This is a genomic window from Roseovarius tolerans (genome assembly GCF_900109855.1).
Classification (GTDB): domain Bacteria; phylum Pseudomonadota; class Alphaproteobacteria; order Rhodobacterales; family Rhodobacteraceae; genus Roseovarius; species Roseovarius tolerans.
Genome location: NZ_FOBO01000006.1, coordinates 173,501 through 187,842, shown reverse-complemented (window position 1 = coordinate 187,842; position 14,342 = coordinate 173,501). Strand labels below are relative to the sequence as shown.

At 63.8% G+C, this 14,342-nt stretch carries 13 protein-coding genes; 6 read left to right on the top strand and 7 right to left on the bottom strand.

Annotated features, from left to right (window positions below):
* Window positions 1-114: 114 nt before the first annotated feature.
* On the bottom strand, window positions 115-1,599 hold the full coding sequence (locus BMX04_RS08115; RefSeq protein ID WP_074785766.1) for an AMP nucleosidase: 1,485 nt from the start codon (window positions 1,597-1,599) through the stop codon (window positions 115-117).
* A gap of 84 nt (window positions 1,600-1,683) precedes the next feature.
* Here BMX04_RS08115 and BMX04_RS08110 point away from each other — a divergent pair, with 84 nt between their 5' ends.
* Together BMX04_RS08110 and BMX04_RS08105 are read left to right on the top strand one after the other, a co-directional pair.
* Window positions 1,684-2,127 (top strand): VOC family protein, encoded by a 444-nt coding sequence (locus tag BMX04_RS08110; protein WP_074785765.1) that lies wholly within the window; start codon window positions 1,684-1,686, stop codon window positions 2,125-2,127.
* Window positions 2,124-2,879: a class II aldolase and adducin N-terminal domain-containing protein gene (locus BMX04_RS08105; protein ID WP_074785764.1), complete on the top strand. Its 756-nt coding sequence runs from the start codon at window positions 2,124-2,126 to the stop codon at window positions 2,877-2,879. The genes BMX04_RS08110 and BMX04_RS08105 overlap by 4 nt, the downstream gene beginning before the upstream one ends.
* A 114-nt stretch (window positions 2,880-2,993) precedes the next feature.
* Here the strand turns inward: BMX04_RS08105 and BMX04_RS08100 are convergent, their stop codons facing one another.
* Window positions 2,994-3,470 carry a lytic transglycosylase domain-containing protein gene (locus BMX04_RS08100; protein ID WP_074785763.1) on the bottom strand — a complete coding sequence of 159 codons (477 nt, stop codon included), beginning with the start codon at window positions 3,468-3,470 and terminating at the stop codon, window positions 2,994-2,996.
* 116 nt (window positions 3,471-3,586) lie between these two features.
* Here BMX04_RS08100 and BMX04_RS08095 point away from each other — a divergent pair, with 116 nt between their 5' ends.
* A complete protein-coding gene (locus BMX04_RS08095) occupies window positions 3,587-4,441 on the top strand; it encodes an SDR family oxidoreductase (protein ID WP_074785762.1) in 855 nt (284 codons plus the stop codon).
* 105 nt (window positions 4,442-4,546) lie between these two features.
* Here BMX04_RS08095 and groL read toward each other — a convergent pair whose 3' ends face one another.
* Entirely contained in the window at window positions 4,547-6,193 is a 1,647-nt protein-coding gene (gene groL / locus BMX04_RS08090; protein ID WP_074785761.1) for a chaperonin GroEL, read from the bottom strand.
* 51 nt (window positions 6,194-6,244) lie between these two features.
* Complete coding sequence (gene groES / locus BMX04_RS08085; RefSeq protein ID WP_050660995.1) at window positions 6,245-6,556, bottom strand: co-chaperone GroES; 312 nt, start codon at window positions 6,554-6,556, stop codon at window positions 6,245-6,247.
* 692 nt (window positions 6,557-7,248) lie between these two features.
* Here groES and BMX04_RS08080 point away from each other — a divergent pair.
* Window positions 7,249-8,169: a manganese-dependent inorganic pyrophosphatase gene (locus BMX04_RS08080; RefSeq protein WP_074785760.1), complete on the top strand. Its 921-nt coding sequence runs from the start codon at window positions 7,249-7,251 to the stop codon at window positions 8,167-8,169.
* 104 nt (window positions 8,170-8,273) lie between these two features.
* Here the strand turns inward: BMX04_RS08080 and ccrA are convergent, their stop codons facing one another.
* A complete protein-coding gene (gene ccrA, locus BMX04_RS08075; RefSeq protein ID WP_050660993.1) occupies window positions 8,274-9,563 on the bottom strand; it encodes a crotonyl-CoA carboxylase/reductase in 1,290 nt (429 codons plus the stop codon).
* 136 nt (window positions 9,564-9,699) lie between these two features.
* Complete coding sequence (locus BMX04_RS08070) at window positions 9,700-11,070, bottom strand: 1-acyl-sn-glycerol-3-phosphate acyltransferase (protein ID WP_074785759.1); 1,371 nt, start codon at window positions 11,068-11,070, stop codon at window positions 9,700-9,702.
* A 173-nt stretch (window positions 11,071-11,243) separates the two neighbouring features.
* On the opposite strand from BMX04_RS08070, the gene BMX04_RS08065 reads away from it, so the two are divergent.
* Window positions 11,244-13,298: a protein meaA gene (locus BMX04_RS08065; RefSeq protein ID WP_083398125.1), complete on the top strand. Its 2,055-nt coding sequence runs from the start codon at window positions 11,244-11,246 to the stop codon at window positions 13,296-13,298.
* Between the two features lie 19 nt (window positions 13,299-13,317).
* Here BMX04_RS08065 and BMX04_RS08060 read toward each other — a convergent pair whose 3' ends face one another.
* The gene (locus BMX04_RS08060; protein ID WP_050660990.1) at window positions 13,318-13,710 is read right to left on the bottom strand and encodes a DUF4168 domain-containing protein; all 393 of its coding nucleotides are present in this window, start codon (window positions 13,708-13,710) and stop codon (window positions 13,318-13,320) included.
* A 188-nt stretch (window positions 13,711-13,898) separates the two neighbouring features.
* Here BMX04_RS08060 and BMX04_RS08055 point away from each other — a divergent pair, with 188 nt between their 5' ends.
* Complete coding sequence (locus tag BMX04_RS08055; protein ID WP_074785757.1) at window positions 13,899-14,339, top strand: GNAT family N-acetyltransferase; 441 nt, start codon at window positions 13,899-13,901, stop codon at window positions 14,337-14,339.
* The last annotated feature ends 3 nt before the right edge of the window (window positions 14,340-14,342 follow it).

Below are 14,342 nucleotides of genomic sequence, written 5' to 3'. Positions count from 1 at the left end.
CTGCCCGTCTCTTGGGCCTCATGGGCGTGATTTAACGCTATGGTGTGGCTAAACACAACGCCTAGTGGCCAAAAGCAAGCGTTTTCGGCGGATTTTGTGCGGATTTCTGTCGGTTCACAGGAATGCCGTCTCTTCAAAGCTACGCAATTTGCGGCTGTGGATGCGTGAGAGCGGCATCTGGCGCAGTGATTCCATCGCGCGAATCCCGATCATCAGGTGCCGTGAGACCTGCGATTTGTAGAAATCAGAGGCCATGCCGGGCAGTTTCAACTCGCCCTGAAGGGGTTTGTCGGAAACGCAAAGCAACGTGCCATAGGGCACCCGGAAGCGAAATCCGTTGGCCGCGATCGTGGCACTTTCCATGTCGAGCGCGATGGCGCGCGACTGGCTCAGGCGCTGCACCGGACCGGACTGGTCGCGCAACTCCCAGTTGCGGTTGTCGACGCTCGCCACGGTGCCCGTGCGCATCACCCGCTTGAGGTCGAACCCGTCCAGCTGGGTTTCTTCGGCCACCGCCTCCTGCAACGCGATCTGGATTTCCGCCAGCGCCGGGATCGGCACCCAGGCGGGCAAATCGGCATCGAGCACGCGATCCTCACGCAAATAGGCATGCGCCAGTACGAAATCGCCCAGCGATTGCGAATTGCGCAGCCCCGCGCAATGGCCGACCATCACCCAGGCATGCGGGCGCAGCACCGCGATGTGATCGGTCGCTGTCTTGGCATTCGACGGGCCCACCCCGATATTCACCAGCGTGATCCCCGACCCGTCGGCACGCTTGAGGTGATAGGTCGGCATCTGCGGAAGTCGGTCGGGCATCGGCAGCTCACCGTCGGGCGTGGTGATCTCGGCGTTGCCGGTGCTGACAAAGGCAGTGTAACCGCTTGCCCCATCGGCCAGCATCCGGCGCGCGAACCCCTCGAATTCCGAGACGTAGAACTGGTAGTTGGTGAAGAGCACGTAGTTCTGGAAATGCTTCGGGTCGGTCGCGGTGTAATGCGCCAGCCGCGCCAATGAGTAATCCACCCGCTGCGCGGTGAACGGGGCCAGCGGCGCGACACCATCCGTCCCCCGCTCCCATGTGCCGTTGACGATATCGTCATTGGTTGTCGACAGGTCCGGCACGTCGAAATAATCGCGCAGGGTGAACTCTGCCGCGCCCTCCTGCGGCACTGTCAGGGCGGCATCATTGGCCACCGCAAAATGCACCGGCATCGGCGTGTCCGAAACGCCGATCGAGACCGGCACGCCGTGGTTTTCCATCAGCAATTCGATCTGCTGTTCGAGATAGGCGCGAAAGAGATCGGGCCGAGAGATCGTCGCCCCATAGGTGCCGGGATAGGACACATGGCCGAAACTCAACCGGCTGTCGATCTTGGCATAGGTGGTCGTGGTCAGGCGAATCTCGGGGTAGAACGCCCGCACCCGCCGCGCCGGGACATCACCCTTGAGCGCGCGCGCGAAAGCGTCGCACAAATGCCGCGTCGCGCCGTCGTAAAGCAGGCACAGGCGATCCACCGCCGCGCGGGCATCGGTGAACGCCTCCGGCCCCGGCAGGTCGGGCGGAAGGATCGGGTCGGTAGGGTCGGTAGGGCTCATGCGCGCGTCCTGTGCTCGGTCAGAGGGGACACGTTGACACGGGCCAAGCGCACGATCAAGCTGCGAGGCAAAGCGAGGTGCACCATGGATCTTGAGACCGTCACCCCAGAGGATTTCGGGGCCAGCCTGCGCGGCTTTGGTCTCAATATCCTCGTGCGCGACGTGCACGCGCAGGCGGCATTCCTTGCGGATGTCTTCGGCGCGGTCCCGCACCGCGTCAGCGACGATTTCGCGATCATCGCCTATCATGGCCACCTGATACAGCTGCATGCCGATCACACCTATGGCAGTCATCCGCTGCTCGGTCTCGTCCCCGAGACCCCGCCGCGCGGCGGAGGCGCGTCGCTTTACATGTTCGACAGCGACCCGGATGACGCCGCCGCCCGCGCCGAAGATGCAGGCGGAACGATCCTGCAAGCCCCCACCAACAAGCCGCACGGGCTGCGCGAATGCTGCATCCTGTGCGAAAACGGCTATGCTTGGGTCGCCTCACGACCCCTCACCGAAGATGAAAGGACAGCGACATGAGCGTGACCAGCCTGAAACCCAACATCGAGCATTGGCAGGAGCGGGTCGATCTTGCCGCCGCCTTCCGCTGGACCGCGCGGCTGAACATGCACGAGGCGGTGGCCAATCACTTCAGCCTGTCGATCAACGAGGATGGCACGCGGTTCCTGATGAACCCCAACCAGATGCATTTCGCGCGCATCCGCGCCAGCGACCTGATCGTGGTCGATGCCAACGACCCCGAGACGCTGGAGGGGCCGGACGCCCCCGACCCCACAGCCTGGGGGCTGCATGGCGGGCTGCACCGGCATTGCGCCCATGCGCGCTGTGCGATGCATGTGCATTCGACCCATGCCACCGTGCTCGCGTCGCTCGCCGATAGCCGCCTGCCGCCCATCGACCAGAACGGCGCGATGTTCTATGGCCGCCACGTCGTCGATGAGGGCTATGGCGGGCTTGCCTTCGAGGATGAGGGCGAACGCTGCGCGCAGCTCTTCCATGACCCCAAACAGAGGGTCATGATCATGGGCAATCACGGCGTGATGGTGATCGGCGACACCGTCGCCGACACGTTCAACCGGCTCTATTATTTCGAGCGCGCGGCGGAGAATTACATCCGCGCGCTTCAGACCGGGCGGCCCCTGCGGGTGCTGTCGCACGAGGTCGCGGCCAAGACCGCCGAGGAAATCGAGAGCTACCCCGAACAGGCCGACCGGCACCTGTCGGAGATCAAGGCCCTGCTCGACGCCGAAGGCTCGGACTACGCGAGTTGAGGCAGGGAGGGAGATGGGCTTTGCGGATACCGGATTTACGCACCCGCGCGAAACGCGGCCCAGCGGGCCGCGGCACGACGCTGCGCGGCTTACACTAAAGGCAGCAACAAACCCTCAAGACCGCAACCCGGTCTCGACCAGCAGCCCCTTGCGCTTGGCCTCGTAATAATACCCCCGCGCATACCAGCCGATCGCCGCATCCGGATCGCCGCCCGCCACCAGATAGGCCCCGCGCAGATACTTCACCCCGTATTTCAGGTTGGTCTCGGCATCGAGCAACGTCTCGGGCGCACCGCGATGCCCCATCGTGCGCGCGGTCTGCGGCAGGATCTGCAACAACCCGTAATACGGCCCGTTCCGCGCCCAGGGCCGGTGCGTGCTCTCGCGGATCGCCAGCCGGTGCACCAGGCTGCGCGGCACCTCGTAGTGATCGGCATAGCGATTGATCAGACGGCGCAACTCCGGCGTCTCGTTGGGATAGAGCGGCGGATCATGGGGCGCATTGCGTGTCGAGACCGACGGCCTCGAACAGGCGGCAAGCGGCAGGCTGGCCAGAAGACCGAGCACAAGGCGGCGCGTGGGATGGGGCATGGCGGCTCCGGCATGACTTTGTGCCAGAATGCCCGCCCGCGTCGCCCCGCGCCAGCGACATGATCACCACCGGCGAAACCTTGCCATTCCACCCGCCCCGCGCCATGTAAGGGCGCATGAGCAAGGTTCTTTTCTCCTTCGGCCACGGCTACTGCGCCCGCGCCCTCGCCGCCCGGCTCCTGCCTCAGGGCTGGCGCATCTACGGCACCACCCGCGACGCCACGAAAGCCGAGGCCCTGCGCGCCGAGGGCGTTATCCCGCTCCTCTGGGGCACCGATGACCTCACCCCCGCCCTGCAAGAGGCGACCCACCTGCTCAGTTCCGCAGCCCCGACCGAGGACGGCGACCCGGTGCTCGCCCGCCACCGCGCCGAGATCACCACCCTCGCGCCGCGCCTCACCTGGGCGGGCTACCTCTCGACCACCGGGGTCTACGGCGACCATCAGGGCGGCTGGGTCGATGAAGACACCCCCCTCACCCCCTCCACCAAGCGCGGGCGCTTGCGCGTCGCGGCCGAAGCCGAATGGCAGGCGATCCCCGGCCTGCCGCTGCACATCTTTCGCCTCGCGGGCATCTACGGCCCCGGGCGCGGCCCGTTCGAGAAGGTGCGCGCACGCACCGCGCGGCGCATCATCAAGCCAGGTCAGGTCTTCAGCCGCATCCATGTCGACGATATCGCGCAGGTGCTCGAGGCCTCGATCATGGCCCCCCGCCCCGGCACCGCCTACAACCTCTGCGATGACGACCCGGCCCCGCCGCAGGACGTGATCGCCCATGCCGCCGAATTGCTCGGCGTGGCCGTGCCCGACGCAATCCCCTTCGACGAGGCGGAGATGAGCCCGATGGCCCGCTCCTTCTACGCCGAATCGAAACGCGTCTCGAACCGGCGCATCAAGGACGATCTCGGCCTGCGCCTGATCCATCCCGACTACCGCCACGGATTGCGCGCGCTTCTGGCGCAAGAGGGCTGACGCCCCCCTTCATTTTTCCAAAAATACTCAAGACCACGTCAGCCCAACGAAAAAGGGCCGCGCACCGCGCGACCCTTTCCTTGGCTGCAAAGGCCGGGGGATGATTTACATCATGCCGCCCATGCCGCCCATGTCGGGCATACCGCCACCGCCGCCACCGGCGCCTTCTTTCTGCGGCTTGTCGGCCACCATCGCCTCGGTGGTGATCAGGAGGCCCGCGATCGAGGCGGCATCCTCGAGTGCGGTCCGGACAACCTTGGCCGGGTCGATCACGCCGAACTTGAACATGTCGCCATATTCATCGGTCTGCGCGTTGTAGCCGAACTTGAGGTCGTCGCTCTCGCGGATTTTGCCCGCGACGACGGAGCCGTCGACACCGGCATTCTCGGCGATCTGGCGCAGCGGAGATTCGAGCGCGCGGCGCACGATCGTGATGCCCGCATTCTGGTCACTGTTCTCGCCGGTCAGGCCTTCGAGCGACTTGGCACCCTGCACGAGGCTGACACCGCCGCCGACGACGATCCCTTCCTGCACGGCAGCCCGGGTGGCGTTCAGCGCGTCATCGACGCGATCCTTACGCTCTTTCACTTCGGTTTCGGTCATGCCGCCAACGCGGATCACGGCCACACCACCAGCGAGCTTGGCCACACGTTCCTGCAGCTTCTCACGGTCGTAATCCGAGGTGGTTTCCTCGATTTGCGCGCGGATCTGGGACACGCGTGCCTCGATTTCCGCCTTCTCGCCATGGCCGTCCACAATGGTGGTTTCGTCCTTGGTGATGTTGACGGTCTTGGCGCTGCCCAGCATGTCCATGGTCACCGACTCGAGCTTCATGCCGAGGTCTTCCGAGATCACCTGTCCACCGGTCAGGATCGCGATGTCCTGCAACATGGCCTTGCGGCGATCACCAAAGCCCGGTGCCTTGACAGCCGCGATCTTGAGGCCGCCGCGCAGCTTGTTCACCACGAGGGTCGCAAGCGCTTCGCCTTCGACGTCTTCCGCGATGATCAGCAGCGGCTTCTGGCTCTGGATCACCTGCTCGAGCAGCGGCACCATCGGCTGGAGGCTCGACAGTTTCTTCTCGTGCAGCAGGATGAGGCAATCATCCAGCTCCGCGATCATCTTGTCGGAGTTGGTCACGAAATAGGGGCTCAGGTAGCCACGGTCGAACTGCATGCCCTCGACCACGTCGGTCTCGGTCTCGAGGCCCTTGTTCTCTTCGACGGTGATGACACCCTCGTTGCCGACCTTCTGCATCGCATCCGCGATCTGACGGCCGATTTCAGCTTCGCCATTGGCGGAGATGGTGCCGACCTGCGCGACCTCTTCAGAGTTCTCGACCTTGCGGGCCGCGGCCTTGATGTGCTCGACGACCTTGGTGGTGGCCAGATCGATACCGCGCTTGAGATCCATCGGGTTCATGCCCGCAGACACGGCCTTGACGCCCTCTTTCACGATGGCTTGCGCCAGCACGGTGGCGGTGGTGGTGCCGTCGCCGGCCTCGTCATTGGTGCGGCTGGCGACTTCTTTCACCATCTGCGCGCCCATGTTCTCGAACTTGTCTTCCAGTTCGATTTCCTTGGCGACAGAGACACCGTCCTTGGTGATGCGCGGCGAGCCAAAGCTCTTTTCCAGCACGACATTGCGGCCCTTGGGGCCAAGCGTCACCTTGACCGCATCGGCCAGGGTGTTGACGCCCTTCAGCATGCGGTTGCGGGCGTCGGTGTTAAAACGTACGTCTTTTGCAGACATGTTCAGATGCTCCTGATTTCTATGGGTTCCGGGTCAGACGAAGCGCGGCGTTCAGGCGGCCTTGGCAGCCTGATCGGCGTCGATGATGCCCAGAATGTCGCTTTCCTTCATGATCAGCAGCTCTTCGCCGTCGATCGTGACCTCGGTGCCCGACCATTTGCCGAACAGAATGGTGTCACCGGCCTTCACGGCCATCTCGATCAATTCGCCATTGTCCTTGCGCGCGCCGTCACCGACGGACACCACCTGGCCCTGCTGGGGCTTTTCCTTGGCGGTCTCGGGGATGATCAGGCCCCCGGCGGTTTTCTCTTCGCTTTCAACGCGGCGGACAAGCACGCGGTCATGCAGCGGTTTAAATGCCATCTCTGAGGCTCCTTGGCTCAAAGTTACTCCCTATTGATCCCTACTAGGGGATCGTTGGCACTCCCCTCGGGCGAGTGCTAACGAGGGATAGCTAGGCAGTGCGCCTCCCCGAGTCAACACCCTTGATCGCGAAAATCGTCGGTGTCGGATCAGGGCTGCCGGGTCGGCCTGATGCCGAACCGATGTCAAGGTCGGGATTCGACTTGAAGCGGTCATTGAATGACCCGTAGAAGGTGCCGCGTGATCGCAGGGCCGGGGACTGGCGATGCGCCGTTTGTGGCGGGTACTTTATGCCAGCCAAGTCATTGTAGCCTCAACACGTTGCGCACCCTATCAAATCGCCAGGCCGCGGGACGGCGTCATGCCGGAGGCATGCCTCTGGTATGACGATCGCGCAGCACCTTCGGTGCGTTTCGCGCGGACAGGCTTCAACGCCCGCTCCAGGCCAGAACTGTCCCGCCCCATCTGTTGTGATCGTCTCCCCTGTGCCTCCCCTCCCCGGTCATCCTCTGGCTTGACCAGAGGATCTCTTGGCCGAGAGACCCTCGGATCACGTCCGAGGGTGACGATGCGCGAGGCGGGCACCGGAATCGCCCCCCTCGTTGCCGCAGTGCAGCATTGCCGGGTGACAAACCCCGCGCACCTCCCTATAAAGCGCGCCGAAGCATTCACGATCACTGAGGACACGCATCATGACCACTCTTGTTTTCGGCCACAAATCCCCCGACACCGATTCCACCGGATCGCCGATCCTCTGGGCGTGGTATCTCAACGAGGTGAAGGGCGGCGACGCCGAAGCCGTCCTGCTCGGCGAGCCCAATACCGAAGCCGCCTTCCTGCTGACCAAATGGGACCTGCCCAAGCCGCGCATCATTTCGGATGTCGAGGACGGTCAGGCTTGCGTCGTGGTCGACACCAACAACCCGGCTGAACTGCCCGCCAACATCAACGGCGCCGATGTGCAGGCGATCATCGACCATCACAAGCTGGTCGGCGGTCTGGAAACCAAAGGCCCGATCGACATCACCGTGCGCCCGCTCGCGTGCACCGCGACGATCATGGTCGACCTGATGGGCGACGACGCCGCGAAGATGCCCGATTGGGCCAAGGGCGCCGCACTCACCTGCATCCTTTCGGATACGCTGGAATTTCGCTCGCCCACCACCACCGACCATGACCGCGCCGTGGCCGAAAACCTCGCCGCCGATCTGCGCGTTTCGATCCCCGACTATGCCGCCGAGATGTTCGCCGCGAAATCCGACGTGTCGGCCTTTTCCGACGCCGAACTGCTGCGCATGGATTCCAAGGAATACGAAGTCGGCGGCAAGAAATTCCGCGTCAGCGTGCTTGAGACGACCGCCCCCGCCACCGTGCTCGACCGCAAGGCCAGCCTGATGGACAGCATGACCACCGTCGCCGCCGAGGATGGCGTCGATCAGGTGCTCTTGTTCGTGGTGGACATCCTGAATGAGGAGGCGACGCTGCTGGTGCCGAACGATCTGGTCAAGGCGCTCGCCGAGAAAAGCTTTGGCGCGAACGTGGCGGGCGACGCCGTGGTCCTGCCCGGCGTGATGTCCCGCAAAAAGCAGATCATCCCCAATCTCGCGCTCTGATATCGCACCGACGCGATACCGACAGAATACCGACGCGATACAGACATGAAAAAAGGCCCGCGGTGGACACCTCCCGCGGGCCTCTCTGTGTCCGGTGCGCGGGCTTAGCCCCGACCGGCCTCAATCACATCCTCGACCGTGCGCAGCCCGGTGCGCGGGGCCTGAACCAGCACCGCCATGTTGCCCGGCTTGTGTTCGTTGTTCAGCATCTTGGTATGTGCCTGCGGGATCTCGTCCCACGGGAAAACCTCGGACATGCAAGGGTCTAGCCGCCGCTCCACCATCAGCTTGTTGGCCGCCGCCGCTTGCTTGAGATGGGCGAAATGGCTGCCTTGCAGGCGCTTCTGGTGCATCCACATGTAGCGCACGTCGAAGGTGCAGTTGAACCCGCTGGTCCCCGCACAGATCACCACCATGCCGCCCTTCTTGCAGACGAGGCTCGAGACCGGGAAGGTCGCCTCGCCGGGATGCTCGAACACCATATCAACGCTGACGCCTTTTCCGGTTATGTCCCAGATTGCCTTACCAAATTTCCGCGCTTCCTTGAGCCATTCGTTGTATTCCGGCGTGTTCACCGTGGGCAGTTGTCCCCAGCAGTTGAACTCCTTGCGGTTGATGACACCCTTGGCCCCCTGATCGAGAACGAACTGCCGCTTGCTCTCGTCCGAGATGACGCCGATGGCGTTCGCGCCCGCCGTATTGGCCAGCTGGATCGCATAGGAGCCGAGGCCCCCCGACGCCCCCCAGACCAGCACGTTCTGCCCCGGCTTGAGGTCATGCGGCGCGTGACCAAAGAGCATCCGGTAGGCGGTGGCGAGCGTCAGCGTGTAGCAGGCACTTTCCTCCCAGGTCAGGTGCTTGGGCCGCGGCATCAGCTGTTGCGCCTGCACGCGGGTGAACTGCGAGAACGAGCCGTCCGGCGTCTCATAGCCCCAGATCCGCTGCGTGGGCGAGAACATCGGATCGCCGCCGTTGCACTCCTCATCATCGCCATCATCTTGATTACAATGGATAACCACCTCGTCTCCGACCTTCCAGCGCTTGACCTTCTCGCCCACTTTCCAGACGATCCCCGCCGCGTCGGACCCGGCGATATGATAGTCCGCGCCGTGCCCGTCGAACGGGCTGATCGGCTGGCCGAGACCGGCCCAGACGCCGTTATAGTTGACGCCCGCCGCCATCACCAGAACCAGCACCTCGTGGCTGTCGATCTCCCATGTATCGACTACCTCCTGCTGGAACGATGTTTCCGGCTCGCCATGCCGCTCGCGGCGGATCGCCCATGCATACATATGCTTGGGCACATAGCCGAGCGGGGGCATTTCGCCGACCTCGTAAAGGTCTTTTTCAGGTGCGTCATAGGGCGCGATGCCCGTCTCGTTATCCAAAGCCATGCTAGCCTCCTGTGAACGCGTGCCGCAGTGCAGAATCGCGGCGCTCTGACCTTGGGATACTGATGGATCGGTAATATTGCAATAGCTTTGGGTCTATTTTTGTAATTATATGACCGAGCAATTGCAGCAAAATCGCTCAATCCCCGCTGCACCCGCGAAAAAGATGGGCGATTGAGGACGCATAATACGTCAGCAGCGGGCGCTCGGTCTCGTTGACGACGAACGCCCCGTGATGCTCCTCAATCATGCCACGCTTGCGCAGAACCGTGATCCCGAACCGGATCGCGTATTCCAGATCGTCGCGCGGCAGGTGCAGATGGGCGCGCGGCGCCGCCTCCAAAATCTCCGTCACGCGGGCGTCCAGCGCCTCGCGGCTCAGCGGCGCATCGGCCAGCACCAGCGCCCGCGCCACCAGCGGCACCGGCAGCACCGGCACCTCGCCCCCGATCCGCGCCATCAGCGCCCGCGCCAGCCCCTCAACACCCCCTTCCGGGTGATCCACCTGATAGGACCGCAGTGACATCGGTGCGCCGAAACTGACCGCGGCATAGCCGTGCCGGTGGTATTTGCCCCGCAGCTTGAGCCAGCCCTGTTTCACGATGAACCGCGCCACCACGCTGATCCGCGCCGGAAAGCGCCGTCCGCCCGCCTGATCGGCAGCAACCAGCAGCCGATCCTCGAACACCCGGTCATAGTTCAGCGCGACGGGCACAAAGACCACATCGCGCCCGCCGGGTTCGCGCTCCTCCACCAGATATTTCAACAGCCCGAGTCGCGGCTCCTGCAAGCCGCCATTCAGGCTCAGCCCGCCCTCGGGGAACATCGCCTGCGTGACGCCGCCATCGGTGGCCATGCCCACATAGCGCGCCAGAACACGGCGATAGAGCGCCCCGCGCGATTTGCGGCGGATGAAATAGGCCCCCATCGCCTTGATCAGCCGGCTGAGCGGCCAGACCCGCGCCCATTCCCCCACGGCGTAAGAGAGTGCCGAGCGTTCGGCCGCCAGCCACGTGACCAGCACATAATCCATGTTCGAGCGGTGGTTCATCACGAACACCACCGTCGCGTCGCGGTCGATGCCGCTCAGCGTCTCGTCGAAATGCCCCAGCCGCACCCGGTAGAGCGCGCGGCTCAGCCATTTCGCCAGCTTTATGGCGATCCCGAAATAGGCGGTGGCAGAAAAACTCGGCACGATCTCGCGCGCATAGCCTTTGGCCTTCTCGAAGGCGACATTCTCGGGGATGCCTTCCTTGCGGGCATGTTCGGCGATGGCGCGGATGACCTCAGGGTCGTAGATCAGCCGCTGGATCATGTCATAGCGCCGCGCCAGCTTGAACGGCTCGATGGGCCGCTCCAGCCTCTCGTTGAGCCGGGCCACCGCCCGCTCCATCCGGCGACGAAAGAACCAGCGGACGGAGGGGAAGAGGAAATGCGACGCAAAGGTCACGCCCGCAAAGGCGATCAACAAGAGCAGCGCCCAAAGGGGCATGTCGACCGTTTGTGTCATTGCACCAGATAAGCAGGGAACGCGGGGGCGGTAAATGGGGGCCGCATTATCCTCTTAGTGTTGGGCGTCATCCTCTGGCTTGACCAGAGGATCTCCTGGCCAAGAGATCCTCGGATCAAGTCCGAGGATGACGGGAGAGAGACCGAAGACGCCGGACCGGCGCATATGCCGCGATGCAGCGAATTGACAGCGCCAGTTTGTTGCCATTACATTGCGCGGAACGTAAGAAAATTGCGCAACCTGATTCACGAGGCCCGTACATGTCGCAGACGCAGAAAGATCGCCCCTGGTTAATCCGCACCTATGCGGGCCATTCGACGGCGCAGGCCTCGAACGCGCTCTATCGCTCGAACCTGGCACGCGGGCAGACCGGGCTGTCGGTGGCCTTCGATCTGCCGACGCAAACGGGCTATGACAGCGATCACGTGCTCGCCAAGGGTGAGGTCGGCAAGGTCGGCGTGCCGGTCTGCCACCTGGGCGACATGCGCGCGCTCTTCGATCAGATCCCGCTTGATCAGATGAACACCTCGATGACGATCAACGCCACAGCACCTTGGTTGTTGTCGCTCTATATCGCGGTGGCCGAGGAACAGGGCGCGGATACCACTGCCCTGCAAGGCACGGTGCAGAACGACCTGATCAAGGAGTATCTGTCGCGCGGCACATACATTTGCCCGCCCAGGCCGAGCCTGCGGATGATCGGCGACGTGGCAGAATACTGCTACAAGCACGTGCCCAAGTGGAACCCAATGAATGTCTGTTCCTACCACCTGCAAGAGGCCGGGGCCACGCCGGAGCAGGAGCTGGCCTTTGCGCTCGCCACCGCCGTGGCGGTGCTGGACGAGTTGAAGCCGCGCGTGCCGGAGGAGGATTTCCCGATCCTCGCCGGGCGGATTTCGTTCTTCGTCAACGCGGGCATCCGCTTTGTCACCGAGATGTGCAAGATGCGCGCCTTCGTCGATCTCTGGGACGAGATTTTGCAGGAGCGTTATGGCGTCGAGGACCCCAAGTTCCGCCGCTTTCGCTATGGCGTGCAGGTCAACTCCCTCGGCCTGACCGAGCAGCAGCCCGAGAACAACGTCTACCGTATCCTGATCGAAATGCTGGCGGTGACGCTGTCGAAAAAGGCCCGCGCGCGGGCGGTGCAGCTTCCGGCATGGAACGAGGCGTTGGGCCTGCCGCGCCCGTGGGATCAGCAATGGTCGATGCGGATGCAGCAAATCCTCGCCTACGAGACCGACCTGCTGGAATTCGACGATCTGTTCGAAGGCAACCCGGCGGTCGATGCCAAGGTCGAGGCGCTGAAAGATGGCGCACGGCATGAATTGGCCAATCTCGACAGCATGGGCGGCGCGGTCTCGGCCATCGAGTACATGAAATCGCGGCTCGTGGACAGCAACGCCGAACGCCTAGGCCGGATCGAACGCAACGAGACAGTCGTCGTCGGCGTCAACAAGTGGCAGGAGGGCGAGCCCTCGCCGCTGCAAACCGAGGATGGCGGCATCATGGTGGTCGATGCGGCCGTCGAGGCCGATCAGATCGGGCGGCTGGAAGAGTGGCGGCGCGCGCGTGACGCAGGCGCGGTCAAGTCCGCGCTCTCTGCCCTGCGCGCAGCAGCCAAGGCCGGCGAGAATATCATGCCCGCCTCCATCGCGGCAGCCAAGGCAGGTGTCACCACCGGCGAATGGGCCGAACAGATGCGCGCCATTCACGGGGAGTACCGCGGCCCCACCGGTGTCTCGCGCAGCCCGTCGAACATGACCGAAGGGCTGGATGAGATCCGCGATGCGGTGGACGCGGTCAGCGACAGCCTCGGGCGGCGTCTGAAATTCCTCGTAGGCAAGCCGGGGCTCGACGGCCATTCCAACGGGGCCGAACAGATCGCCTTCCGCGCCCGCGATTGCGGCATGGATATCGGCTATGAGGGCATCCGTCTGACGCCGGAACAGATCGTCACCGCCGCACAGGACGAGGGCGCGCATGTGGTCGGACTGTCGATCCTGTCAGGATCGCACATGCCCCTGATGGAGGACCTGATGGAGCGGATGCGCAACGCGGGGCTCGGGCATGTGCCGGTGATCGTCGGCGGCATCATCCCCGAGGACGATGCCCGCCGGTTGCGCGAGATGGGCGTGGCGCGGGTCTATACGCCGAAGGATTTCGAGCTGAACACGATCATGATGGATATCGTGACGCTCGCCGATCCGCGCGCGTTGGCGGCGGAGTGATCCGCCGCCCCGATGCCGATTACTCTTCGCGCAATTCGGAGATGCGAGCGATGATGCGCTGATTGAGCGCGTCGCTTTCGCCGGCCGCGTTCGCGATGGCCACGTAGCTGTCCACGTCCATATTCTCGACCTCGCCCACGGCGGAGAAGGCGGCCTCATTGGCCTCCTCGACGAGTTCCTTCTGGGCTGCCTCGTCCTCGGCGGCCTCGATCAGGGGCGTGTATTCGTCGCGCACTTCTTCGACCGCGAGAATGGCATCGACAAAGGCCTCAACTTGGCCGTCGGTGACATCCTCGGCGGCGATTTCGGCGGGTTGCGGCAGGCTTTGCTCGGTCTCCTGCGCGGCGAGCGGGGTGGCAAGAGCGAGCGCCGTGGCGCTAAGCAGCGTCGCGAGTTTGGTTGTGAAGGTCAAATCAGTCTCCTGTTGCGTGGTCTGACGTCCCGCGCAGGCCGCGCGGAATGCCCGGTAGAGGTGGGGGAACGATGAACGGGTGACAACCCGATCGGCGGAAAAATGCCGGGGCGCGCCGAGAATTCCGTCTGGTCTCTGCCCTGCGGTTGGCGCAGGCTACGCAACAAGACCTGAACCGGAGATATGCCATGACCCTGCAGATCCGCCCTGTCGAGACCGGGGACAAACCCGGATGGGTGCCACTCTGGCGCGACTATCTGGCGTTCTACGAAACCACCCTCGCCGACACGGTCTACGACGTGACCTTCGCGCGCCTGACCTCGGCGGCACATCCTGATCAGAACGGTCTGATCGCACTGCGGAACGGGCGCGCGGTGGGGGTGGTGCATTACATCTACCATCCGCACAACTGGCGCGAGGAGAAGGTGTGTTACCTGCAGGATCTCTTTGCCGCCCCGACAGCGCGCGGCACAGGCGTGGGGCGGGCGCTGATCGAGGCGGTCTATGCCCGCGCCGATGCCGATGGCTGTCCGTCGGTTTATTGGCTGACGCAGGACTTTAACGCACAGGCACGCAAGCTCTATGACCGGATCGGAACGCTTACGCCGTTCATCAAGTACATCCGTTAGTCT

Coding starts and splice junctions, on each gene's coding strand:
- BMX04_RS08055 (WP_074785757.1), top strand. CDS start 13,899: ATGACCCTGCAGATCCGCCCTGTCGAGACCGGGGACAAACCCGGATGG.
- BMX04_RS08070 (WP_074785759.1), bottom strand. CDS start 11,070: ATGACACAAACGGTCGACATGCCCCTTTGGGCGCTGCTCTTGTTGATC.
- BMX04_RS08110 (WP_074785765.1), top strand. CDS start 1,684: ATGGATCTTGAGACCGTCACCCCAGAGGATTTCGGGGCCAGCCTGCGC.
- BMX04_RS08080 (WP_074785760.1), top strand. CDS start 7,249: ATGACCACTCTTGTTTTCGGCCACAAATCCCCCGACACCGATTCCACC.
- BMX04_RS08115 (WP_074785766.1), bottom strand. CDS start 1,599: ATGAGCCCTACCGACCCTACCGACCCGATCCTTCCGCCCGACCTGCCG.
- BMX04_RS08105 (WP_074785764.1), top strand. CDS start 2,124: ATGAGCGTGACCAGCCTGAAACCCAACATCGAGCATTGGCAGGAGCGG.
- groL (WP_074785761.1), bottom strand. CDS start 6,193: ATGTCTGCAAAAGACGTACGTTTTAACACCGACGCCCGCAACCGCATG.
- ccrA (WP_050660993.1), bottom strand. CDS start 9,563: ATGGCTTTGGATAACGAGACGGGCATCGCGCCCTATGACGCACCTGAA.
- groES (WP_050660995.1), bottom strand. CDS start 6,556: ATGGCATTTAAACCGCTGCATGACCGCGTGCTTGTCCGCCGCGTTGAA.
- BMX04_RS08100 (WP_074785763.1), bottom strand. CDS start 3,470: ATGCCCCATCCCACGCGCCGCCTTGTGCTCGGTCTTCTGGCCAGCCTG.
- BMX04_RS08065 (WP_083398125.1), top strand. CDS start 11,244: ATGCAGCGAATTGACAGCGCCAGTTTGTTGCCATTACATTGCGCGGAA.
- BMX04_RS08095 (WP_074785762.1), top strand. CDS start 3,587: ATGAGCAAGGTTCTTTTCTCCTTCGGCCACGGCTACTGCGCCCGCGCC.